Below are 15,543 nucleotides of genomic sequence, written 5' to 3'. Positions count from 1 at the left end.
GGTGTAGACAATGGCTATCCGTAAGTACAAGCCGACGACGCCGGGCCGGCGTGGCTCGAGCGTTGCCGACTTCGCCGAGATCACCCGGTCGACGCCCGAGAAGTCGCTGCTGGCTCCGCTGCCGAAGAAGGGCGGACGCAACGCCCACGGCCGGATCACCACGCGGCACCACGGTGGCGGCCACAAGCGCCAGTACCGTCTGATCGACTTCAAGCGGGTCGACAAGGACGGCGTGCCGGCGAAGGTCGCCCACATCGAGTACGACCCGAACCGCACCGCGCGCATCGCGCTGCTGCACTACGCCGACGGCGAGAAGCGCTACATCATCGCGCCGAAGGACCTGAAGCAGGGCGACCGCGTCGAGTCCGGTCCGGGCGCCGACATCAAGCCGGGCAACAACCTGCCGCTGCGCAACATCCCGGTCGGTACCACCATCCACAACGTGGAGCTGCGTCCGGGTGGCGGCGCCAAGCTGGCCCGCTCGGCCGGCGTCGGCATCCAGCTGCTCGGCCGTGAGGGCGCGTACGCGACCCTCCGCATGCCGTCCGGTGAGATCCGGCGCGTGGACGTGCGCTGCCGCGCCAGCATCGGCGAGATCGGCAACGCCGACCAGTCGAACATCAACTGGGGTAAGGCCGGCCGTATGCGGTGGAAGGGCAAGCGCCCGACCGTCCGTGGTGTCGCGATGAACCCGGTCGACCACCCGCACGGTGGTGGTGAGGGTAAGACCTCCGGTGGTCGCCACCCGGTCAACCCGCAGGGTAAGCCCGAGGGCCGCACCCGTCGTAAGGGCCAGCCGAGCGACCGGCTGATCGTCCGCCGCCGCTACGCCACGCGTAAGCGCGGCTGAGGGAGATAAGACATGCCTCGCAGCCTGAAGAAGGGCCCGTTCGTCGACGACCACCTGCTCAAGAAGGTGGAGACGCAGAACGACAAGGGCTCGAAGAACGTCATCAAGACCTGGTCGCGCCGCTCGACGATCATCCCGGAGATGCTGGGTCACACGATCGCCGTGCACGACGGACGTAAGCACGTCCCGGTCTTCGTGACCGAGGCCATGGTCGGGCACAAGCTCGGCGAGTTCGCGCTGACCCGCACGTTCAAGGGTCACGAGAAGGACGACCGGAAGAGCCGCCGGCGCTGACGCCGCGGGCATACGGATAGAGGAACAAGGGGTTACAGCGATGCCAGGAAAGGGCGACGCTCCGGTGCTTCCGGGCGCGCGGGCGGTTGCGCGGCACGTGCGCATCTCGCCGATGAAGGCGCGCCGGGTGGTCAACCTCGTCCGCGGCCTGCCCGCGAAGGAGGCGCTCACGGTGCTGCAGTTCGCGCCGCAGGCTGCGAGCGAGCAGGTGTACAAGGTGCTCGCGAGCGCGATCGCCAACGCGGAGAACAACGAGCGGCTGGACCCCGACGCGCTGCTCGTCAGCGAGGCGTTCGTCGACGAGGGCCCGACCATGAAGCGGTTCCGGCCGCGGGCGCAGGGCCGGGCGTACCGGATCCGCAAGCGCACGTGCCACATCACCGTGGCGGTCGAGGCGGTCGCGGCGGCCACGCCGAAGAAGTCGGCGAAGAAGGCCGCTCCGGCCAAGCCGGCCGCTGAGGAGCAGAGCACGACGGAGGGTGCCGAGTAATGGGTCAGAAGGTTCACCCGACCGGGTTCCGGCTCGGCATCTCGACCGACTGGAAGTCCCGCTGGTTCGCGGACAAGCTCTACAAGGACTACATCGGCGAGGACGTCAAGATCCGCCGGATGATGTCCAAGGGCCTCGAGCGCGCCGGCATCTCCAAGGTCGACATCGAGCGCACCCGGGACCGGGTCCGCGTCGACATCCACACCGCCCGGCCGGGCATCGTCATCGGCCGTAAGGGTGCGGAGGCCGACCGGATCCGCGGCGAGCTGGAGAAGCTCACCGGCAAGCAGGTCCAGCTGAACATCATCGAGGTGAAGAACCCCGAGTCGGACGCGCAGCTGGTCGCCCAGGGCGTCGCCGAGCAGCTGTCCAGCCGGGTCAGCTTCCGTCGGGCCATGCGCAAGGCGATGCAGTCCGCCATGAAGAACCCCGCCTGCAAGGGCATCCGGGTTCAGGTCTCGGGCCGTCTGGGCGGCGCCGAGATGAGCCGGACCGAGTTCTACCGCGAGGGCCGGGTTCCGCTGCACACGCTGCGGGCCAACATCGAGTACGGCTTCTTCGAGGCCCGTACCACCTTCGGCCGGATCGGCGTGAAGGTCTGGATCTACAAGGGCGACGCCGTCCCGGGCCGCGAGGCCCCGGCCGAGGCCGCCCCGTCGCGCGGCCCGCGCCGTGACCGTGGCGACCGGCCGGACCGGCCGCGCCGTGGCCGCTCGGGCTCGTCCGGTACGACCGCCGGTGGCACCGAGGCCGGCCGCGCTGCCGCGACGACCATCGCGCAGCAGGCGGAGACGCCGGCCGGTGAGCCCGTCGACAGCAGCGCTGTCGCCGCAGCCGCGACCCAGCCGGCAGAACAGCAGCAGGAGGGCTGACAGATGCTGATGCCGCGCAAGCCCCCGAAGGGCTTCCGCAAGCCGCACCACCCGGACCGCAGTGGCGCGTCCAAGGGTGGTAACCGGGTGGTGTTCGGCGAGTTCGGGATCCAGGCTCTCGAGCCGGCGTACGTGACCAACCGCCAGATCGAGTCGGCGCGTATCGCGATGACCCGCCACATCAAGCGTGGCGGCAAGGTCTGGATCACGATCTTCCCGGACCAGGCCCTCACCAAGAAGCCGGCCGAGACCCGGATGGGTTCCGGTAAGGGTTCGCCCGAGTGGTGGGTCGCCAACGTGAAGCCGGGGCGGGTTCTCTTCGAGATGTCCTTCCCCAACGAGCAGATCGCGCGAGAGGCGATGCGTCGCGCGATCCACAAGCTCCCGATGAAGTGCCGCATTGTTACGCGCGAAGTGGGTGAATCCTGATGGCAGCGGGCGTCAAGCCCTCCGAGCTGCGTGAGCTCTCCGAGGAGGAGCTGGTCACGAAGTTGCGCGAGGCGAAGGCGGAGCTGTTCAACCTCCGCGTGCAGGCCGCAACCGGGCAGCTGGACAACAACCGGCGGCTGCAGGTCATCCGTCGGGAGATCGCCCGGATCTACACGATCATGCGTGAGCGTGAGCTGGGTCTCTCGGCCGCGCCGACTGAGGTGACTGCATCATGAGTGAGAACACCACCGCCCCCGCGCGGTCCCGCCGCAAGGTTCGCGAGGGCCTCGTGGTCAGCGACAAGATGGACAAGACCGTCGTGGTCGAGGTCGAGGACCGCGTCAAGCACGCGCTGTACGGCAAGATCATGCGCCGTACGAGCAAGCTGAAGGTCCACGACGAGCAGAACTCGGCCGGCATCGGCGACCGGGTCCTGATCATGGAGACCCGGCCGCTGTCCGCCACCAAGCGCTGGCGGCTCGTGGAGATCCTCGAGAAGGCCAAGTAGCGAAGGCTCGAGCTCGGCCGGGTCTCGGTCGGGCGCAGGTTCCGCCAGGCTCCGGCCGCCCCGAGCGGCCGGAGAACCGGCAGACATAGGAGATAGACGTGATTCAGCAGGAGTCGCGACTGCGCGTCGCCGACAACACGGGTGCCCGGGAGATCCTGTGCATCCGGGTGCTCGGCGGCTCCGGTCGGCGCTACGCGAGCATCGGCGACGTCATCGTGGCGACCGTCAAGGACGCGATCCCCGGTGCCGGTGTGAAGAAGGGCGACGTCGTCAAGGCCGTCGTCGTTCGGACCGCCAAGGAGAAGCGGCGGCCGGACGGGTCGTACATCCGCTTCGACGAGAACGCCGCCGTCATCATTAAGGACGGCGGGGACCCGCGCGGTACCCGCATCTTCGGCCCGGTGGGCCGGGAGCTGCGGGACAAGCGGTTCATGAAGATCATCTCTCTCGCGCCGGAGGTGTTGTGACCGTGAAGGTCAAGAAGGGCGACACGGTCGTCGTCATCGCCGGCAAGGACAAGGGTGCCAAGGGCAAGGTCATCGCGGCCTACCCGCGGCAGGACAAGGTCCTGGTCGAGGGCGTGAACCGGGTCAAGAAGCACACCCGCATCAGCACCACCCAGCGTGGCGCCAAGACCGGTGGCATCGTCACCCAGGAGGCCCCGATCCACGTCTCGAACGTGATGGTCCTGGACTCCGACGGCAAGCCGACCCGCGTCGGCTACCGGATCGACGACAACGGCCAGAAGGTCCGCATCGCGCGTAGCACCGGTAAGGACCTCTGATGACCACGGCTACCGAAACCAAGACCCTGCCGCGCCTCAAGGAGCGGTACCGCAACGAGATCGTGGGCGAGCTGCAGAAGCAGTTCGAGTTCGCCAACCCGATGCAGGTGCCGCGGCTGGTCAAGATCGTCGTCAACATGGGTGTCGGCGAGGCCGCTCGCGACGCCAAGCTGATCGACGGGGCCGTCCGCGACCTGGCCACCATCACCGGCCAGAAGCCGCAGGTCCGGCGGGCCACCAAGTCCATCGCGCAGTTCAAGCTCCGCGAGGGCATGCCGATCGGCGCGAAGGTCACCCTGCGCGGCGACCGGATGTGGGAGTTCCTGGACCGGCTGCTCTCGATCGCGCTGCCGCGTATCCGTGACTTCCGCGGCCTGGACGGGCGCAAGCTCGACGGGCACGGCAACTACACGTTCGGCCTGACCGAGCAGTCGGTGTTCCACGAGATCGACCAGGACAAGATCGATCGCCAGCGGGGCATGGACATCACGGTGGTCACGACCGCCACGACCGACGACGAGGGCCGGGCGCTGCTCAAGCTCCTGGGCTTCCCGTTCAAGGAGAACTGAGATGGCCAAGAAGGCGCTGATCCTCAAGGCGGCCGCGAAGCCGAAGTTCTCGGTTCGCGCGTACACCCGCTGCCAGCGGTGCGGGCGTCCGAAGGCGGTCTACCGCAAGTTCGGTCTCTGCCGGGTGTGCATCCGGGAGATGGCCCACCGCGGTGAGCTGCCCGGCGTGTCCAAGGCTTCCTGGTAATAGCCCGGCGCGCTCCGGCGCGTCAGCTGAACTGTCTCTTCGCCGTAGGCCCCGGGCCTGGCCCGGGGAACCCCGGCGAGAAAGGTTGACGAGTTTTCATGACGATGACCGACCCGATCGCAGACATGCTCACGCGTCTGCGTAACGCCAACCAGGCGTACCACGACCGGGTGACGATGCCCTACTCGAAGATCAAGGCGAACATCGCCGAGGTCCTCAAGGCCGAGGGTTACATCGCCACCTGGTCGGTCGAGGAGCCCGAGGAGGGCGCCGTCGGCAAGCGACTGGTCGTCGAGCTGAAGTACGGCCAGAACCGCGAGCGGAGCCTGGCCGGCATCAAGCGCGTGTCCAAGCCCGGTCTCCGGGTGTACGCCAAGTCGGACGGGCTCCCGCGGGTGCTCGGCGGGCTGGGCGTGGCGATCATTTCGACGTCCCAGGGGCTGCTCACCGACCGGCAGGCCCGCAAGCGGAGCGTTGGCGGGGAAGTCCTCGCCTTCGTCTGGTAACGGGAGACAGGTAGAAATGTCGCGTATTGGACGTAAGTCGATCCCGGTGCCTGCCGGCGTCGACATCACGATCGACGGCCGGACCGTCAAGGTCAAGGGCCCCAAGGGCGAACTGAGCCACGTGCTGGCCGAGCCGATCACGGCGGAGCGGGGCGAGGACGGCGAGCTGCACGTCAACCGGCCCAACGACGAGCGCAAGGCCAAGGAGCTGCACGGCCTGAGCCGTACGCTGGTGGCCAACATGATCGTCGGTGTCACCGAGGGCTACCGCAAGAGCCTGGAGATCGCCGGTACCGGTTACCGCGTGACCGCCAAGGGCAAGGACCTGGAGTTCGCGCTCGGGTTCTCGCACCCGGTCCTGGTTCCGGCGCCGGAGGGCATCACCTTCACGGTCGAGAAGCCGACGCTGTTCCACGTGGCCGGCATCGACAAGCAGCAGGTCGGCGAGGTCGCCGCCAACATCCGGAAGATCCGTCCGCCGGAGCCCTACAAGGGCAAGGGCGTGAAGTACCAGGGCGAGGTCATCCGCCGCAAGGCTGGAAAGGCAGGTAAGAAGTGAGCGCCACGCTGCTCAAGCGCCGCCGCGGCGTCGCCGCCAAGCGTGCCGTCGGGCGTGCGCGTCGGCACTTCCGGGTCCGCAAGAACGTCAGCGGCACCGCCGAGCGTCCCCGCCTGGTCGTCACCCGCTCCCTGCGGCACATGGTGGCCCAGGTCGTCGACGACACCAAGGGTCACACCCTGGCGTCGGCCTCGACCATGGACGCCTCGCTGCGCGGCGCCGAGGGCGACAAGAGCGCCCTGGCCGGCAAGGTCGGCGCGCTTCTCGCCGAGCGCGCCAAGGCCGCCGGCGTCTCGAAGGTCGTCTTCGACCGCGGTGGCAACCGGTACGCGGGGCGTGTCGCCGCGCTTGCCGACGCCGCCCGCGAAGCCGGGCTCGAGTTCTAGAAACCCCGTCACGAGAGAGAAGGAAGGCTGCTGATGCCAGGTCAACAGCGCCGTGGCGGCGGGTCCGGTGGCAACGAGGGTGGTCGCCGCGACAACCGCCGTGAGGGCGGCCGCGGAAACGCGCCCGTCGAGAAGACCCCGCACCTCGAGCGGGTCGTCGCGATCAACCGCGTCGCCAAGGTCGTGAAGGGTGGTCGTCGCTTCAGCTTCACCGCCCTGGTGATCGTGGGCGACGGCGACGGCACCGTCGGTGTGGGCTACGGAAAGGCCAAGGAGGTGCCCGCGGCGATCGCCAAGGGCGTCGAGGAGGCCAAGAAGCACTTCTTCAAGGTGCCGCGGATCGGTCAGTCGATCCCGCACCCGGTCACGGGCGAGGACGCCGCCGGTGTGGTGCTGCTCAAGCCGGCCTCCGCCGGTACGGGCGTCATCGCCGGTGGCCCGGTGCGTGCCGTGCTGGAGTGCGCGGGCATCCACGACGTGCTCTCCAAGAGCCTCGGCTCGTCCAACCCGATCAACATCGTGCACGCCACGGTGGCGGCCCTGAAGGGGCTCGAGTCCCCGGAGCAGGTCGCGGCCCGTCGTGGTCTGCCGGTCGAGGACGTCGCGCCGGCCGCCATGCTGGCGTCGCGGGCGGGGGTGGCGTCCTGATGGCACGCCTGAAGGTCACCCAGGTCCGGTCCGAGATCGGGACCAAGAAGAACCAGCGTGACTCGCTGCGTTCCCTCGGTCTCAAGCGGATCAACGACGTGGTGGTCAAGGAGGACCGGCCGGAGATCCGCGGCATGATCTTCACGGTCAACCACCTCGTGAAGGTCGAGGAGGTCGAGTAATGACGATCAAGGTGCACCACCTGCGTCCGGCTCCCGGCGCCAAGACCGACAAGACCCGTGTGGGTCGCGGTGAGGGCTCCAAGGGCAAGACGGCCGGTCGCGGTACCAAGGGTTCCAAGGCCCGCAAGAACATCTCGCCGGCGTTCGAGGGTGGGCAGATGCCCATCCACATGCGCCTGCCGAAGATGAAGGGCTTCAAGAACAAGTTCAAGGTCGTGTTCCAGGTGGTCAACCTGGACCGGCTGGCCGAGCTGTTCCCCAACGGCGGCCAGGTCGGCCCGGTCGAGCTGGTCGAGGCCGGTGCGGTCCGCAAGGGCCACCCGGTCAAGGTGCTCGGCACCGGCGACCTCGGTGGCGTGTCCCTCCAGGTGTCGGCGCACGCGTTCAGCGCGTCGGCCAAGGAGAAGATCACCGCCGCCGGTGGCTCGGTCACCGAGCTGTAAGACGATGTTCATGGCGCCCGCTCAGTTGTTCGCAACTGGGCGGGCGCCATGGTCTACCGGCGACGTGTGCGCCGGGTAACATCGGATTCGGTTTATGTAGCCGGGCACATCTGCCCGGACCGGGACCGGGCTGTTAGAGTCCGTTCCCAGCCATGGATTCCGGACACTCCGTCCGGCACCACACCCCGCCCCGCCAGGGACTCGTTCACCGGCGGCCCGCGTCGCGCAGGAGGAAGAAGTTGCTGTCCGCCTTTCTCAGTGCGTTCCGTACGCCTGACCTGCGCAAGAAGCTGCTGTTCACAGTAGGCATCATCGCGGTCTACCGGCTGGGCGCCACGCTGCCCAGCCCGGGCGTCTCGTACGGCAACGTGCAGAAGTGCCTCGACACGATCCAGGGTGGCAGCACCGGTGTGCTCAACCTGCTGGATCTCTTCTCCGGTGGCGCGCTGCTCCAGCTCTCGGTCTTCGCGCTGGGCATCATGCCCTACATCACCGCGTCGATCATCCTGCAGCTGCTGACGGTGGTGATCCCGCGCCTGGAGCAGCTCCGCAAGGAGGGCCAGGCCGGGCAGGCCAAGATCACGCAGTACACCCGCTACCTGACGCTGGGCCTGGGCATCCTCCAGTCCTCGGCGTTCGTGGCGCTGGCCCGCTCCGGGCAGCTGTTCAACAACCAGTGCGACCAGTTCCCGATCGTGCCCCAGGGCACCGGCATCCCGGACTGGCTGACGCTGACGATCCTGGTCATGACGATGACCGCCGGCACCGGCGTGGTGATGTGGCTCGGTGAGCTGATCACCGACCGGGGCGTCGGCAACGGCATGTCCGTGCTGATCTTCACCTCGATCGCGGCCCGGCTCCCCAGCGAGGGCTGGAAGATCAAGACCACAAAGGGCTGGGGGATGTTCCTCCTCGTCATCGCCCTGGTGCTGCTGGTCATCACCGCTGTCACCTTCATCGAGCAGGCGCAGCGCCGCATCCCGGTGCAGTACGCCAAGCGCATGATCGGCCGGCGGATGTACGGCGGGACGTCGACCTACATCCCGCTGAAGGTGAACCAGGCGGGTGTCATCCCGGTCATCTTCGCCTCGTCGCTGCTCTACCTGCCGCAGCTCGCGCTCCAGTTCTTCGATCAGAACGACCCGGGCAAGGTCCAGGCGTGGATCCAGAACCACATCGTGAAGGCGAGCGCGCCGGAGCACATCGCGATCTACTTCCTGCTGATCATCTTCTTCACGTACTTCTACGTGTCGATCACGTTCAACCCGACCGAGGTCGCGGACAACATGAAGAAGTACGGCGGCTTCGTGCCGGGCATCCGCCCCGGCAAGCCGACCGCCGAGTACCTCGACTTCATTCTCAGCCGGATCACCCTGCCGGGCGCGCTCTACCTGGGCATCGTCGCGATCCTGCCGAACTTCTTCTTCATCTGGCTCGACAACCAGCAGTTCCAGAACTTTCCGTTCGGCGGCACCGCTGTGCTCATCATGGTCGGCGTCGGTCTGGAGACCGTGAAGCAGATCGAGAGCCAACTCATGCAGCGGAACTACGAAGGGTTCCTGCGGTAGATGCGACTCGTTCTGGTTGGCCCGCCGGGCGCGGGCAAGGGCACACAGGCGGAGTTCGTCGCCGCGCACCTCTCGGTGCCGAAGATCTCGACCGGTGACATCTTCCGGGCGAACGTCTCCCAGGGCACCCCGCTGGGCGTCGAGGCCAAGCGGTACATGGACGCCGGCAAGCTGGTCCCGGACGAGGTCACCATCAACATGGTGCGGGACCGGCTCGCCGAGCCGGACGCGAGCGAGGGCTTCCTGCTCGACGGCTTCCCGCGGACCACTCCGCAGGCCGCCGCGCTGGACAAGCTCCTCGCCGACCTCGGCACCGCGCTGGACCTGGTGCTGGAGCTCGTCGTCGACGACGACGAGGTGATCCGGCGGCTGTCCGGCCGGCGCACCTGCCGCGGCTGCGGCAAGATCTGGCACGTCGAGTTCGACTCGCCGAGCCGGGAGGGCGTCTGCGACCGCTGCGGCGCCGAGCTGTTCCAACGCGACGACGACAAGCCGGAGACCATCGCCGCCCGGCTGCGGGAGTACGCCGAGAAGACCGCGCCGCTCGTGGACTACTACGGCGCCCAGGGCAAGCTGGTCGGCATCGACGCGACCGGCCCGGTGGAGGACGTCACCGTCCGCGCCATCGACGCGCTGCGCTCGTACGGCGGCTGAGGTCCCACCCGCCACCCGGCGGATAGAGTGCGAACAGCGGGGTACGTGCGACGTGCCCCGCTGCTCCGCGTACGCGTGACGAAAGGTAACCACCACCATGCGCCGTCCCCAGCTGGACATCCAGCTGAAGACCCCCGAGCAGATCGAGCTGATGCGGGCCGCCGGTCTGGTCGTCGCCCGCGCCCTGCGGCGGATGCGGGAGGCGGTGGCGCCGGGCGTGTCGACGGCCGACCTGGACGCGATCGCCGAGTCGACCATCCGCGAGGCGGGCGCCGTGCCGTCGTTCAAGGGCTACCACGGCTTCCCGGCGTCGATCTGCTCGTCGGTCAACCGGCAGGTGGTGCACGCCATCCCGTCGGCCGAGCAGGTGCTGCGCGAGGGCGACCTGATCTCCATCGACTGCGGCGCGGTGCTGGACGGCTGGCACGGCGACGCGGCGGTCACGGTGCCGGTCGGCGAGGTCGATCCGGCGCTGCTGAGGATGACGGCGGTGGCCGAGGACGCCATGTGGGCCGGGATCGCCGCCGCGGCGCGCGGGGCGGCCTCCGGCAAGGGCCGGCTCACCGACATCTCGCACGCGGTCGAGACGGCGGTCCGCAAGGGCGGCCGGTACGGCATCGTCGACGGCTACGGCGGCCACGGCATCGGCACCGAGATGCACCAGGACCCGCACGTGCTCAACCACGGGCGTCCCGGCAAGGGGCCCCGCCTGGTGCCGGGCCTGGCGCTCGCCATCGAGCCGATGATCACGATGGGCTCGCCGCGAACGGTCGAGCTGTCCGACGGCTGGACCGTGGTGACCCGGGACGGGTCGATGGCGGTGCACGTCGAGCACTCGATGGCGCTGCTGGACGACGGCGTGTGGGTGCTCACGGCCGAGGACGGCGGACGGGCCCGTCTGGGTGACCTGGTGACCGCCCGGCAGACGTCCGTCGACTCTCCGGCGGCCTGAGCGGGCTGCCCCCGTACCCGGTCGAGTGCTGCCGCCTTGGCGATCGGGTGCCATGCTTGTTCCCATGGATGAGCGCAACCGGATGCGGGCGGCCGACGCGGACCGGGAGGCCACCGCGGAACGACTCCGGGTGGCGCTGGCCGAAGGCCGGCTCGACCTGGGTGAGTACGACGACCGGCTGCGGCAGGCGTACGGCGCCAAGACCTACGGCGAGCTGGACGAACTGCTGACCGATCTGCCCGGTCCCCGGCCGGCGGAGAACTCCCTGCCGGCTCCCCGCGCGACCGGGAAGAGCGGGGTGGCCGAGCCGGGCCGGGCGGCCGTCAGCGCACGTAACGCCTGGCTGCTGGGGGTCTGGGGCCCCTGGCTGAAGGTGGCCCTGATCCTCAGCGCGATCTGGTTCGTCTCCCAGCTCGGCGAGGGTGAGTTCGAGTTCGACGACTACTGGCCGATCTGGGTGCTCGGGCCGTGGGGCGCCGTGGTGCTCTACCAGACGATCCAGGGGCTGGCCCACGGGGCGCCGGAGCACGACGCCGAGCGCCGGCGGCGCAAGCAGGTCGAGCGGGAGGCCCGTCGGCGGGCGAAGCGGGAGCTGCCGGAGACGTGACCTGCGTCATATCCGAGCCGTCCGGGTGACCGTCGCGCCGGTCGGTTTGGCGAGCACGTGCGGGTCGGCGTACACTTTCTGATCGGCGCACAGCGTCCACTCCGCCATGCCCACCCTGCGCTTCGGTGGGAGTCGGAGCCGCGGCTGGCGCGGGTTTCCTGATCTTGGTCAGTTCACCCGTGTAAGACGTTGTGAGCCGTCCGGAGTAACCGACGTCAGGACAGCGGAGGACATGCCGAAAAAAGACGGAGCAATCGAGATCGAGGGTCGGGTCATCGAGCCCCTGCCGAACGCCATGTTCCGGGTGGAGCTCGCGAACGGCCACAAGGTGCTCGCTCACATCAGCGGCAAGATGCGCCAGCACTACATCCGCATCCTGCCGGAGGACCGGGTCGTCGTCGAACTCTCGCCGTACGACCTGACCCGCGGGCGCATCGTCTACCGCTACAAGTAAGCCTGACGGCGGCCGGGAGACCCGTGTCCGTCTTCGACGTCCGGATCGCGCACCGCCGCGGCTCCGGGCCAGATGGGAAGTAAGGCAACCGTGAAGGTCAAGCCGAGCGTCAAGAGGATCTGCAACAAGTGCCGGGTGATCCGCCGGCACGGCCGGGTCATGGTCATCTGCACCGACCCGCGCCACAAGCAGCGCCAGGGCTGACGCCCCACACATCACCAGCTCGTCTCAGCCGCGGTCGGGTGCGCAGCGCGTACCCCCTCGTGGTTGACCCCCGGTCGGAGGCCGGGGCCCGCTCGGGCAGCGACCGATCCCGGTCGCCGGCGTTCTTGACGCCGGAAGGACAGGGACGGCCGGTAGCGGGGTGGGACGGGTCCACACCTCCGCCACAACATCACGAGGAGTACGCCCGCACATGGCACGTCTAGTCGGCGTGGATCTCCCCCGCGAGAAGCGGATGGAGATCGCGCTCACCTACATCTTCGGGGTCGGTCGTACCCGCGCCCTGGAGACGCTCGCCGCGACCGGCATCTCGCCGGACAAGCGCGTTCGGGACCTCACGGACGAGGAGCTCGTCGAGCTCCGGAACCACATCGAGGGCAACTACAAGGTTGAAGGCGACCTGCGCCGCGAGGTCGCCGCTGACATCCGCCGCAAGGTCGAGATCGGCTGCTACGCCGGTATCCGGCACCGCCGCGGTCTGCCCGTGCGTGGCCAGCGCACCAAGACCAACGCGCGGACCCGGAAGGGCCCGAAGCGGACCGTGGCCGGCAAGAAGAAGCCCGGCAAGAAGTAACTAGGAGCGCACAGACTTATGCCACCGAAGGCTCGTGCCGGAGCCGCCGTCAAGAAGGTCCGGCGCAAGGAACGCAAGAACGTCGCCCACGGGCAGGCGCACATCAAGAGCACCTTCAACAACACCATCGTGTCCATCACGGACCCGACCGGTGCGGTCATCTCCTGGGCCTCCTCCGGCCAGGTCGGCTTCAAGGGCTCCCGCAAGTCGACTCCGTTCGCCGCGCAGCTCGCCGCCGAGGCCGCCGCGCGCCGCGCGATGGAGCACGGCATGCGCAAGGTCGACGTGTTCGTCAAGGGCCCCGGCTCCGGCCGGGAGACCGCCATCCGTTCGCTGCAGGCCGTCGGCCTCGAGGTCGGGCAGATCTCCGACGTCACGCCGCAGCCGCACAACGGGTGCCGTCCGCCGAAGCGTCGCCGGGTCTGAGAGGTTAGAGAGAGATGGCTCGTTACACCGGTGCTGACTGCCGCCGTTGCCGGCGGGAGAAGATGAAGCTGTTCCTCAAGGGCAGCAAGTGCGATGGTCCGAAGTGCCCGTTCGAGTCCCGGCCGTTCCCGCCCGGGCAGCACGGCCGCGGCCGCACGAAGGAGACGGAGTACCTGCTCCAGCTCCGTGAGAAGCAGAAGGCCCGTCGTGTCTACGGCGTGCTGGAGAAGCAGTTCCGCGGCTACTACGAAGAGGCCGTGAGCAAGGAAGCCAAGACCGGTGAGGTCCTGCTGCAGATCCTCGAGTCGCGGCTGGACAACGTGGTCTACCGGGCCGGCTACGCCAAGTCCCGGGACATGGCCCGTCAGCTGGTCAAGCACGGCCACTTCACGGTGAACGGCAAGAAGGTCGACATCCCGTCGTACCGCGTCAAGGAGCACGACATCGTCGAGGTGCGTGCCAAGAGCAAGGAGCTCACCCCGTTCCTCGTGGCGCAGGGTGAGGCCGGCTCGCGGACCGTTCCGGCGTGGCTGGAGGCGATCCCGAGCCAGCTGAAGATCCTCGTGCACTCGCTCCCGGCCCGCCAGGTGATCGACACCCAGGTCCAGGAGCAGCTGATCGTCGAGCTCTACTCCAAGTAAGGGCTCGTTGCGGTGGCCCGTCCTCCGGGGCGGGCCACCGGAACAGTTGTGTCGTGGGCGTCAAATAGCGGGCGCCCCGGAAGAGAAGAGAAAAGATGCTCATCAGCCAGCGACCGTCTCTCTCCGAAGAGTCGATCAACGAGACCCGCTCCCGGTTCACCATCGAGCCGCTGGAGCCCGGCTTCGGCTACACGCTGGGCAACTCGCTCCGGCGTACGCTGCTGTCCTCGATCCCGGGTGCGGCGGTCACCTCGATCAAGATCGACGGTGTGCTGCACGAGTTCACCACGATCCCCGGTGTCAAGGAGGACGTGGTCGAGCTCGTCATGAACATCAAGGAGCTGTGCGTCAGCTCCGAGCACGACGAGCCGGTCAGCATGTACCTGCGCAAGCAGGGCCCGGGCGACGTGACCGCCGGTGACATCCAGCCCCCGGCCGGTGTCTCGGTGCACAACCCGGACCTGAAGCTCGCCACCCTCAACGGCAAGGGCCGGCTCGACATGGAGCTGACCGTCGAGCGGGGTCGCGGCTACGTCACGGCGGCGCAGAACAAGCAGGCGGGCGCCGAGATCGGCCGGATCCCGGTCGACTCGATCTACTCGCCGGTGCTCAAGGTGACGTACCGGGTCGAGGCGACCCGTGTCGAGCAGCGTACCGACTTCGACCGGCTCATCATCGACGTCGAGACCAAGCCGTCGATGGGCCCGCGTACCGCGCTGGCCTCGGCCGGCTCGACGCTGGTGGAGCTGTTCGGGCTGGCCCGGGAGCTGGACGAGACCGCCGAGGGCATCGACATCGGGCCGTCCCCGCAGGACGCCCAGCTGGCGGCGGACCTGGCCCTGCCGATCGAGGAGCTGGACCTCACCGTCCGCTCCTACAACTGCCTCAAGCGCGAGGGCATCAACTCCGTTGGTGAGCTCATCGGGCGTACCGAGGCCGACCTCCTCGACATCCGCAACTTCGGTCAGAAGTCGATCGACGAGGTCAAGATGAAGCTCGCCGGGATGGGCCTGGGGCTGAAGGACTCGGCTCCGAACTTCGACCCGGCGCACGTCGTGGACGCCTTCGGCGAGGCGGACTACGACACCGACGACTACCGCGAGACCGAGCAGCTCTAGTCCGCGCTGCCGCCACACCTGAGGAGCACCAAGCATGCCCACGCCCACCAAGGGCCCCCGCCTCGGCGGCAGCCCCGCGCACGAGCGGCTGATGCTGGCCAACCTGGCCACTGCGCTGTTCCAGCACGGCAAGATCCAGACCACCGAGACGAAGGCCCGGCGGCTGCGTCCGCTGGCCGAGCAGCTCATCACCAAGGCCAAGCGCGGCGACCTCGCCTCGCGCCGCCGCGTGCTGGGCGTCGTCAAGGACAAGGACGTGGTCTACGCCCTGTTCGACCAGATCGCGCCCCGGTACGCCAACCGCAACGGTGGCTACACCCGGATCGTGAAGACCGGTCCGCGCAAGGGTGACGCCGCTCCGATGGCGATCATCGAGCTGGTGGAGGAGCTTCAGGTCGCCGAGCCGAAGGCGAACAAGAAGACCGCCGCCCGCAAGGCCGCGCAGCAGGACAAGGTCGAGGCCCTGGCCCCGGCCGAGGAGACCCCGCGCTCCAGCGCCGGTGACCAGGACGCCGAGGCGCCGGTCTCCGCGTCGGGTGACACCGCCGCCGCCCGTGAGGACAGCGACGAGGCCACCGAGAACGACAAGGCCTGACATCAGGCTCGACCGGGCCCGGCAT

At 68.6% G+C, this 15,543-nt stretch carries 28 protein-coding genes; all 28 read left to right on the top strand.

Going from position 1 to position 15,543, the window contains the following annotated elements; translation table 11 throughout:
- Positions 1-10 precede the first annotated feature (10 nt).
- The 28 genes from rplB (at position 11) to rplQ (ending at position 15,518) form a co-directional block, all read left to right on the top strand.
- A complete protein-coding gene (rplB, locus tag IRY44_RS17670; RefSeq protein WP_013288631.1) occupies positions 11-850 on the top strand; it encodes a 50S ribosomal protein L2 in 840 nt (279 codons plus the stop codon).
- Between the two features lie 12 nt (positions 851-862).
- Positions 863-1,144: a 30S ribosomal protein S19 gene (gene rpsS, locus IRY44_RS17665; RefSeq protein WP_007073032.1), complete on the top strand. Its 282-nt coding sequence runs from the start codon at positions 863-865 to the stop codon at positions 1,142-1,144.
- A gap of 40 nt (positions 1,145-1,184) precedes the next feature.
- Entirely contained in the window at positions 1,185-1,634 is a 450-nt protein-coding gene (gene rplV, locus IRY44_RS17660; protein WP_013288630.1) for a 50S ribosomal protein L22, read from the top strand.
- The gene (gene rpsC / locus IRY44_RS17655; protein ID WP_194801424.1) at positions 1,634-2,506 is read left to right on the top strand and encodes a 30S ribosomal protein S3; all 873 of its coding nucleotides are present in this window, start codon (positions 1,634-1,636) and stop codon (positions 2,504-2,506) included. The genes rplV and rpsC overlap by 1 nt, the downstream gene beginning before the upstream one ends.
- A gap of 3 nt (positions 2,507-2,509) precedes the next feature.
- Positions 2,510-2,935 carry a 50S ribosomal protein L16 gene (gene rplP / locus IRY44_RS17650; protein WP_007465292.1) on the top strand — a complete coding sequence of 142 codons (426 nt, stop codon included), beginning with the start codon at positions 2,510-2,512 and terminating at the stop codon, positions 2,933-2,935.
- Entirely contained in the window at positions 2,935-3,171 is a 237-nt protein-coding gene (rpmC, locus tag IRY44_RS17645) for a 50S ribosomal protein L29 (RefSeq protein WP_013288628.1), read from the top strand. Before rplP ends, rpmC begins: the two co-directional genes overlap by 1 nt.
- The gene (rpsQ, locus tag IRY44_RS17640) at positions 3,168-3,443 is read left to right on the top strand and encodes a 30S ribosomal protein S17 (RefSeq protein WP_013288627.1); all 276 of its coding nucleotides are present in this window, start codon (positions 3,168-3,170) and stop codon (positions 3,441-3,443) included. The genes rpmC and rpsQ overlap by 4 nt, the downstream gene beginning before the upstream one ends.
- 98 nt (positions 3,444-3,541) lie before the next feature.
- Complete coding sequence (gene rplN / locus IRY44_RS17635; RefSeq protein WP_007073026.1) at positions 3,542-3,910, top strand: 50S ribosomal protein L14; 369 nt, start codon at positions 3,542-3,544, stop codon at positions 3,908-3,910.
- Positions 3,907-4,227 carry a 50S ribosomal protein L24 gene (rplX, locus tag IRY44_RS17630; RefSeq protein WP_013288626.1) on the top strand — a complete coding sequence of 107 codons (321 nt, stop codon included), beginning with the start codon at positions 3,907-3,909 and terminating at the stop codon, positions 4,225-4,227. Before rplN ends, rplX begins: the two co-directional genes overlap by 4 nt.
- The gene (gene rplE / locus IRY44_RS17625; protein ID WP_013288625.1) at positions 4,227-4,796 is read left to right on the top strand and encodes a 50S ribosomal protein L5; all 570 of its coding nucleotides are present in this window, start codon (positions 4,227-4,229) and stop codon (positions 4,794-4,796) included. The genes rplX and rplE overlap by 1 nt, the downstream gene beginning before the upstream one ends.
- Position 4,797: 1 nt before the next feature.
- Positions 4,798-4,983, top strand: a complete 186-nt coding sequence (locus IRY44_RS17620) for a type Z 30S ribosomal protein S14 (protein ID WP_007073023.1) — start codon at positions 4,798-4,800, stop codon at positions 4,981-4,983.
- Positions 4,984-5,081: 98 nt separating this feature from the next.
- On the top strand, positions 5,082-5,489 hold the full coding sequence (gene rpsH / locus IRY44_RS17615; RefSeq protein ID WP_013288624.1) for a 30S ribosomal protein S8: 408 nt from the start codon (positions 5,082-5,084) through the stop codon (positions 5,487-5,489).
- 16 nt (positions 5,490-5,505) lie between these two features.
- Positions 5,506-6,048, top strand: a complete 543-nt coding sequence (rplF, locus tag IRY44_RS17610; RefSeq protein ID WP_013288623.1) for a 50S ribosomal protein L6 — start codon at positions 5,506-5,508, stop codon at positions 6,046-6,048.
- Positions 6,045-6,434, top strand: coding sequence for a 50S ribosomal protein L18 (rplR, locus tag IRY44_RS17605; RefSeq protein ID WP_030501605.1), 390 nt, complete (start codon positions 6,045-6,047; stop codon positions 6,432-6,434). Before rplF ends, rplR begins: the two co-directional genes overlap by 4 nt.
- A 33-nt stretch (positions 6,435-6,467) precedes the next feature.
- Complete coding sequence (gene rpsE / locus IRY44_RS17600) at positions 6,468-7,082, top strand: 30S ribosomal protein S5 (protein WP_013288621.1); 615 nt, start codon at positions 6,468-6,470, stop codon at positions 7,080-7,082.
- Positions 7,082-7,264, top strand: coding sequence for a 50S ribosomal protein L30 (rpmD, locus tag IRY44_RS17595; RefSeq protein ID WP_013473693.1), 183 nt, complete (start codon positions 7,082-7,084; stop codon positions 7,262-7,264). The genes rpsE and rpmD overlap by 1 nt, the downstream gene beginning before the upstream one ends.
- Positions 7,264-7,707, top strand: a complete 444-nt coding sequence (gene rplO, locus IRY44_RS17590; RefSeq protein ID WP_018784561.1) for a 50S ribosomal protein L15 — start codon at positions 7,264-7,266, stop codon at positions 7,705-7,707. Before rpmD ends, rplO begins: the two co-directional genes overlap by 1 nt.
- 239 nt (positions 7,708-7,946) lie before the next feature.
- Complete coding sequence (gene secY, locus IRY44_RS17585) at positions 7,947-9,275, top strand: preprotein translocase subunit SecY (protein WP_194801423.1); 1,329 nt, start codon at positions 7,947-7,949, stop codon at positions 9,273-9,275.
- Positions 9,276-9,929 carry an adenylate kinase gene (locus IRY44_RS17580; RefSeq protein ID WP_013288618.1) on the top strand — a complete coding sequence of 218 codons (654 nt, stop codon included), beginning with the start codon at positions 9,276-9,278 and terminating at the stop codon, positions 9,927-9,929. It abuts the gene before it with no gap.
- 97 nt (positions 9,930-10,026) lie between these two features.
- Positions 10,027-10,881, top strand: coding sequence for a type I methionyl aminopeptidase (gene map / locus IRY44_RS17575; protein ID WP_194801422.1), 855 nt, complete (start codon positions 10,027-10,029; stop codon positions 10,879-10,881).
- 82 nt (positions 10,882-10,963) lie between these two features.
- Positions 10,964-11,488, top strand: coding sequence for a DUF1707 domain-containing protein (locus IRY44_RS17570; RefSeq protein WP_194801540.1), 525 nt, complete (start codon positions 10,964-10,966; stop codon positions 11,486-11,488).
- A 232-nt stretch (positions 11,489-11,720) separates the two neighbouring features.
- Entirely contained in the window at positions 11,721-11,942 is a 222-nt protein-coding gene (gene infA, locus IRY44_RS17565; protein ID WP_007073013.1) for a translation initiation factor IF-1, read from the top strand.
- A gap of 90 nt (positions 11,943-12,032) precedes the next feature.
- Entirely contained in the window at positions 12,033-12,146 is a 114-nt protein-coding gene (gene rpmJ / locus IRY44_RS17560; RefSeq protein WP_012184307.1) for a 50S ribosomal protein L36, read from the top strand.
- A gap of 211 nt (positions 12,147-12,357) precedes the next feature.
- Positions 12,358-12,738, top strand: coding sequence for a 30S ribosomal protein S13 (rpsM, locus tag IRY44_RS17555; protein ID WP_013288614.1), 381 nt, complete (start codon positions 12,358-12,360; stop codon positions 12,736-12,738).
- Positions 12,739-12,756: 18 nt separating this feature from the next.
- Positions 12,757-13,164 (top strand): 30S ribosomal protein S11, encoded by a 408-nt coding sequence (gene rpsK, locus IRY44_RS17550; protein WP_013288613.1) that lies wholly within the window; start codon positions 12,757-12,759, stop codon positions 13,162-13,164.
- 14 nt (positions 13,165-13,178) lie between these two features.
- On the top strand, positions 13,179-13,805 hold the full coding sequence (gene rpsD, locus IRY44_RS17545) for a 30S ribosomal protein S4 (RefSeq protein ID WP_018784565.1): 627 nt from the start codon (positions 13,179-13,181) through the stop codon (positions 13,803-13,805).
- A 95-nt stretch (positions 13,806-13,900) separates the two neighbouring features.
- Positions 13,901-14,923 carry a DNA-directed RNA polymerase subunit alpha gene (locus tag IRY44_RS17540; RefSeq protein WP_007073009.1) on the top strand — a complete coding sequence of 341 codons (1,023 nt, stop codon included), beginning with the start codon at positions 13,901-13,903 and terminating at the stop codon, positions 14,921-14,923.
- 34 nt (positions 14,924-14,957) lie between these two features.
- Positions 14,958-15,518 (top strand): 50S ribosomal protein L17, encoded by a 561-nt coding sequence (rplQ, locus tag IRY44_RS17535; protein ID WP_013288611.1) that lies wholly within the window; start codon positions 14,958-14,960, stop codon positions 15,516-15,518.
- Positions 15,519-15,543: the final 25 nt, after the last annotated feature.

The organism is Micromonospora sp. ANENR4, assembly GCF_015354395.1.
Lineage (GTDB): Bacteria > Actinomycetota > Actinomycetes > Mycobacteriales > Micromonosporaceae > Micromonospora > Micromonospora aurantiaca.
This window is presented reverse-complemented; position numbering and strand designations above follow the sequence as displayed.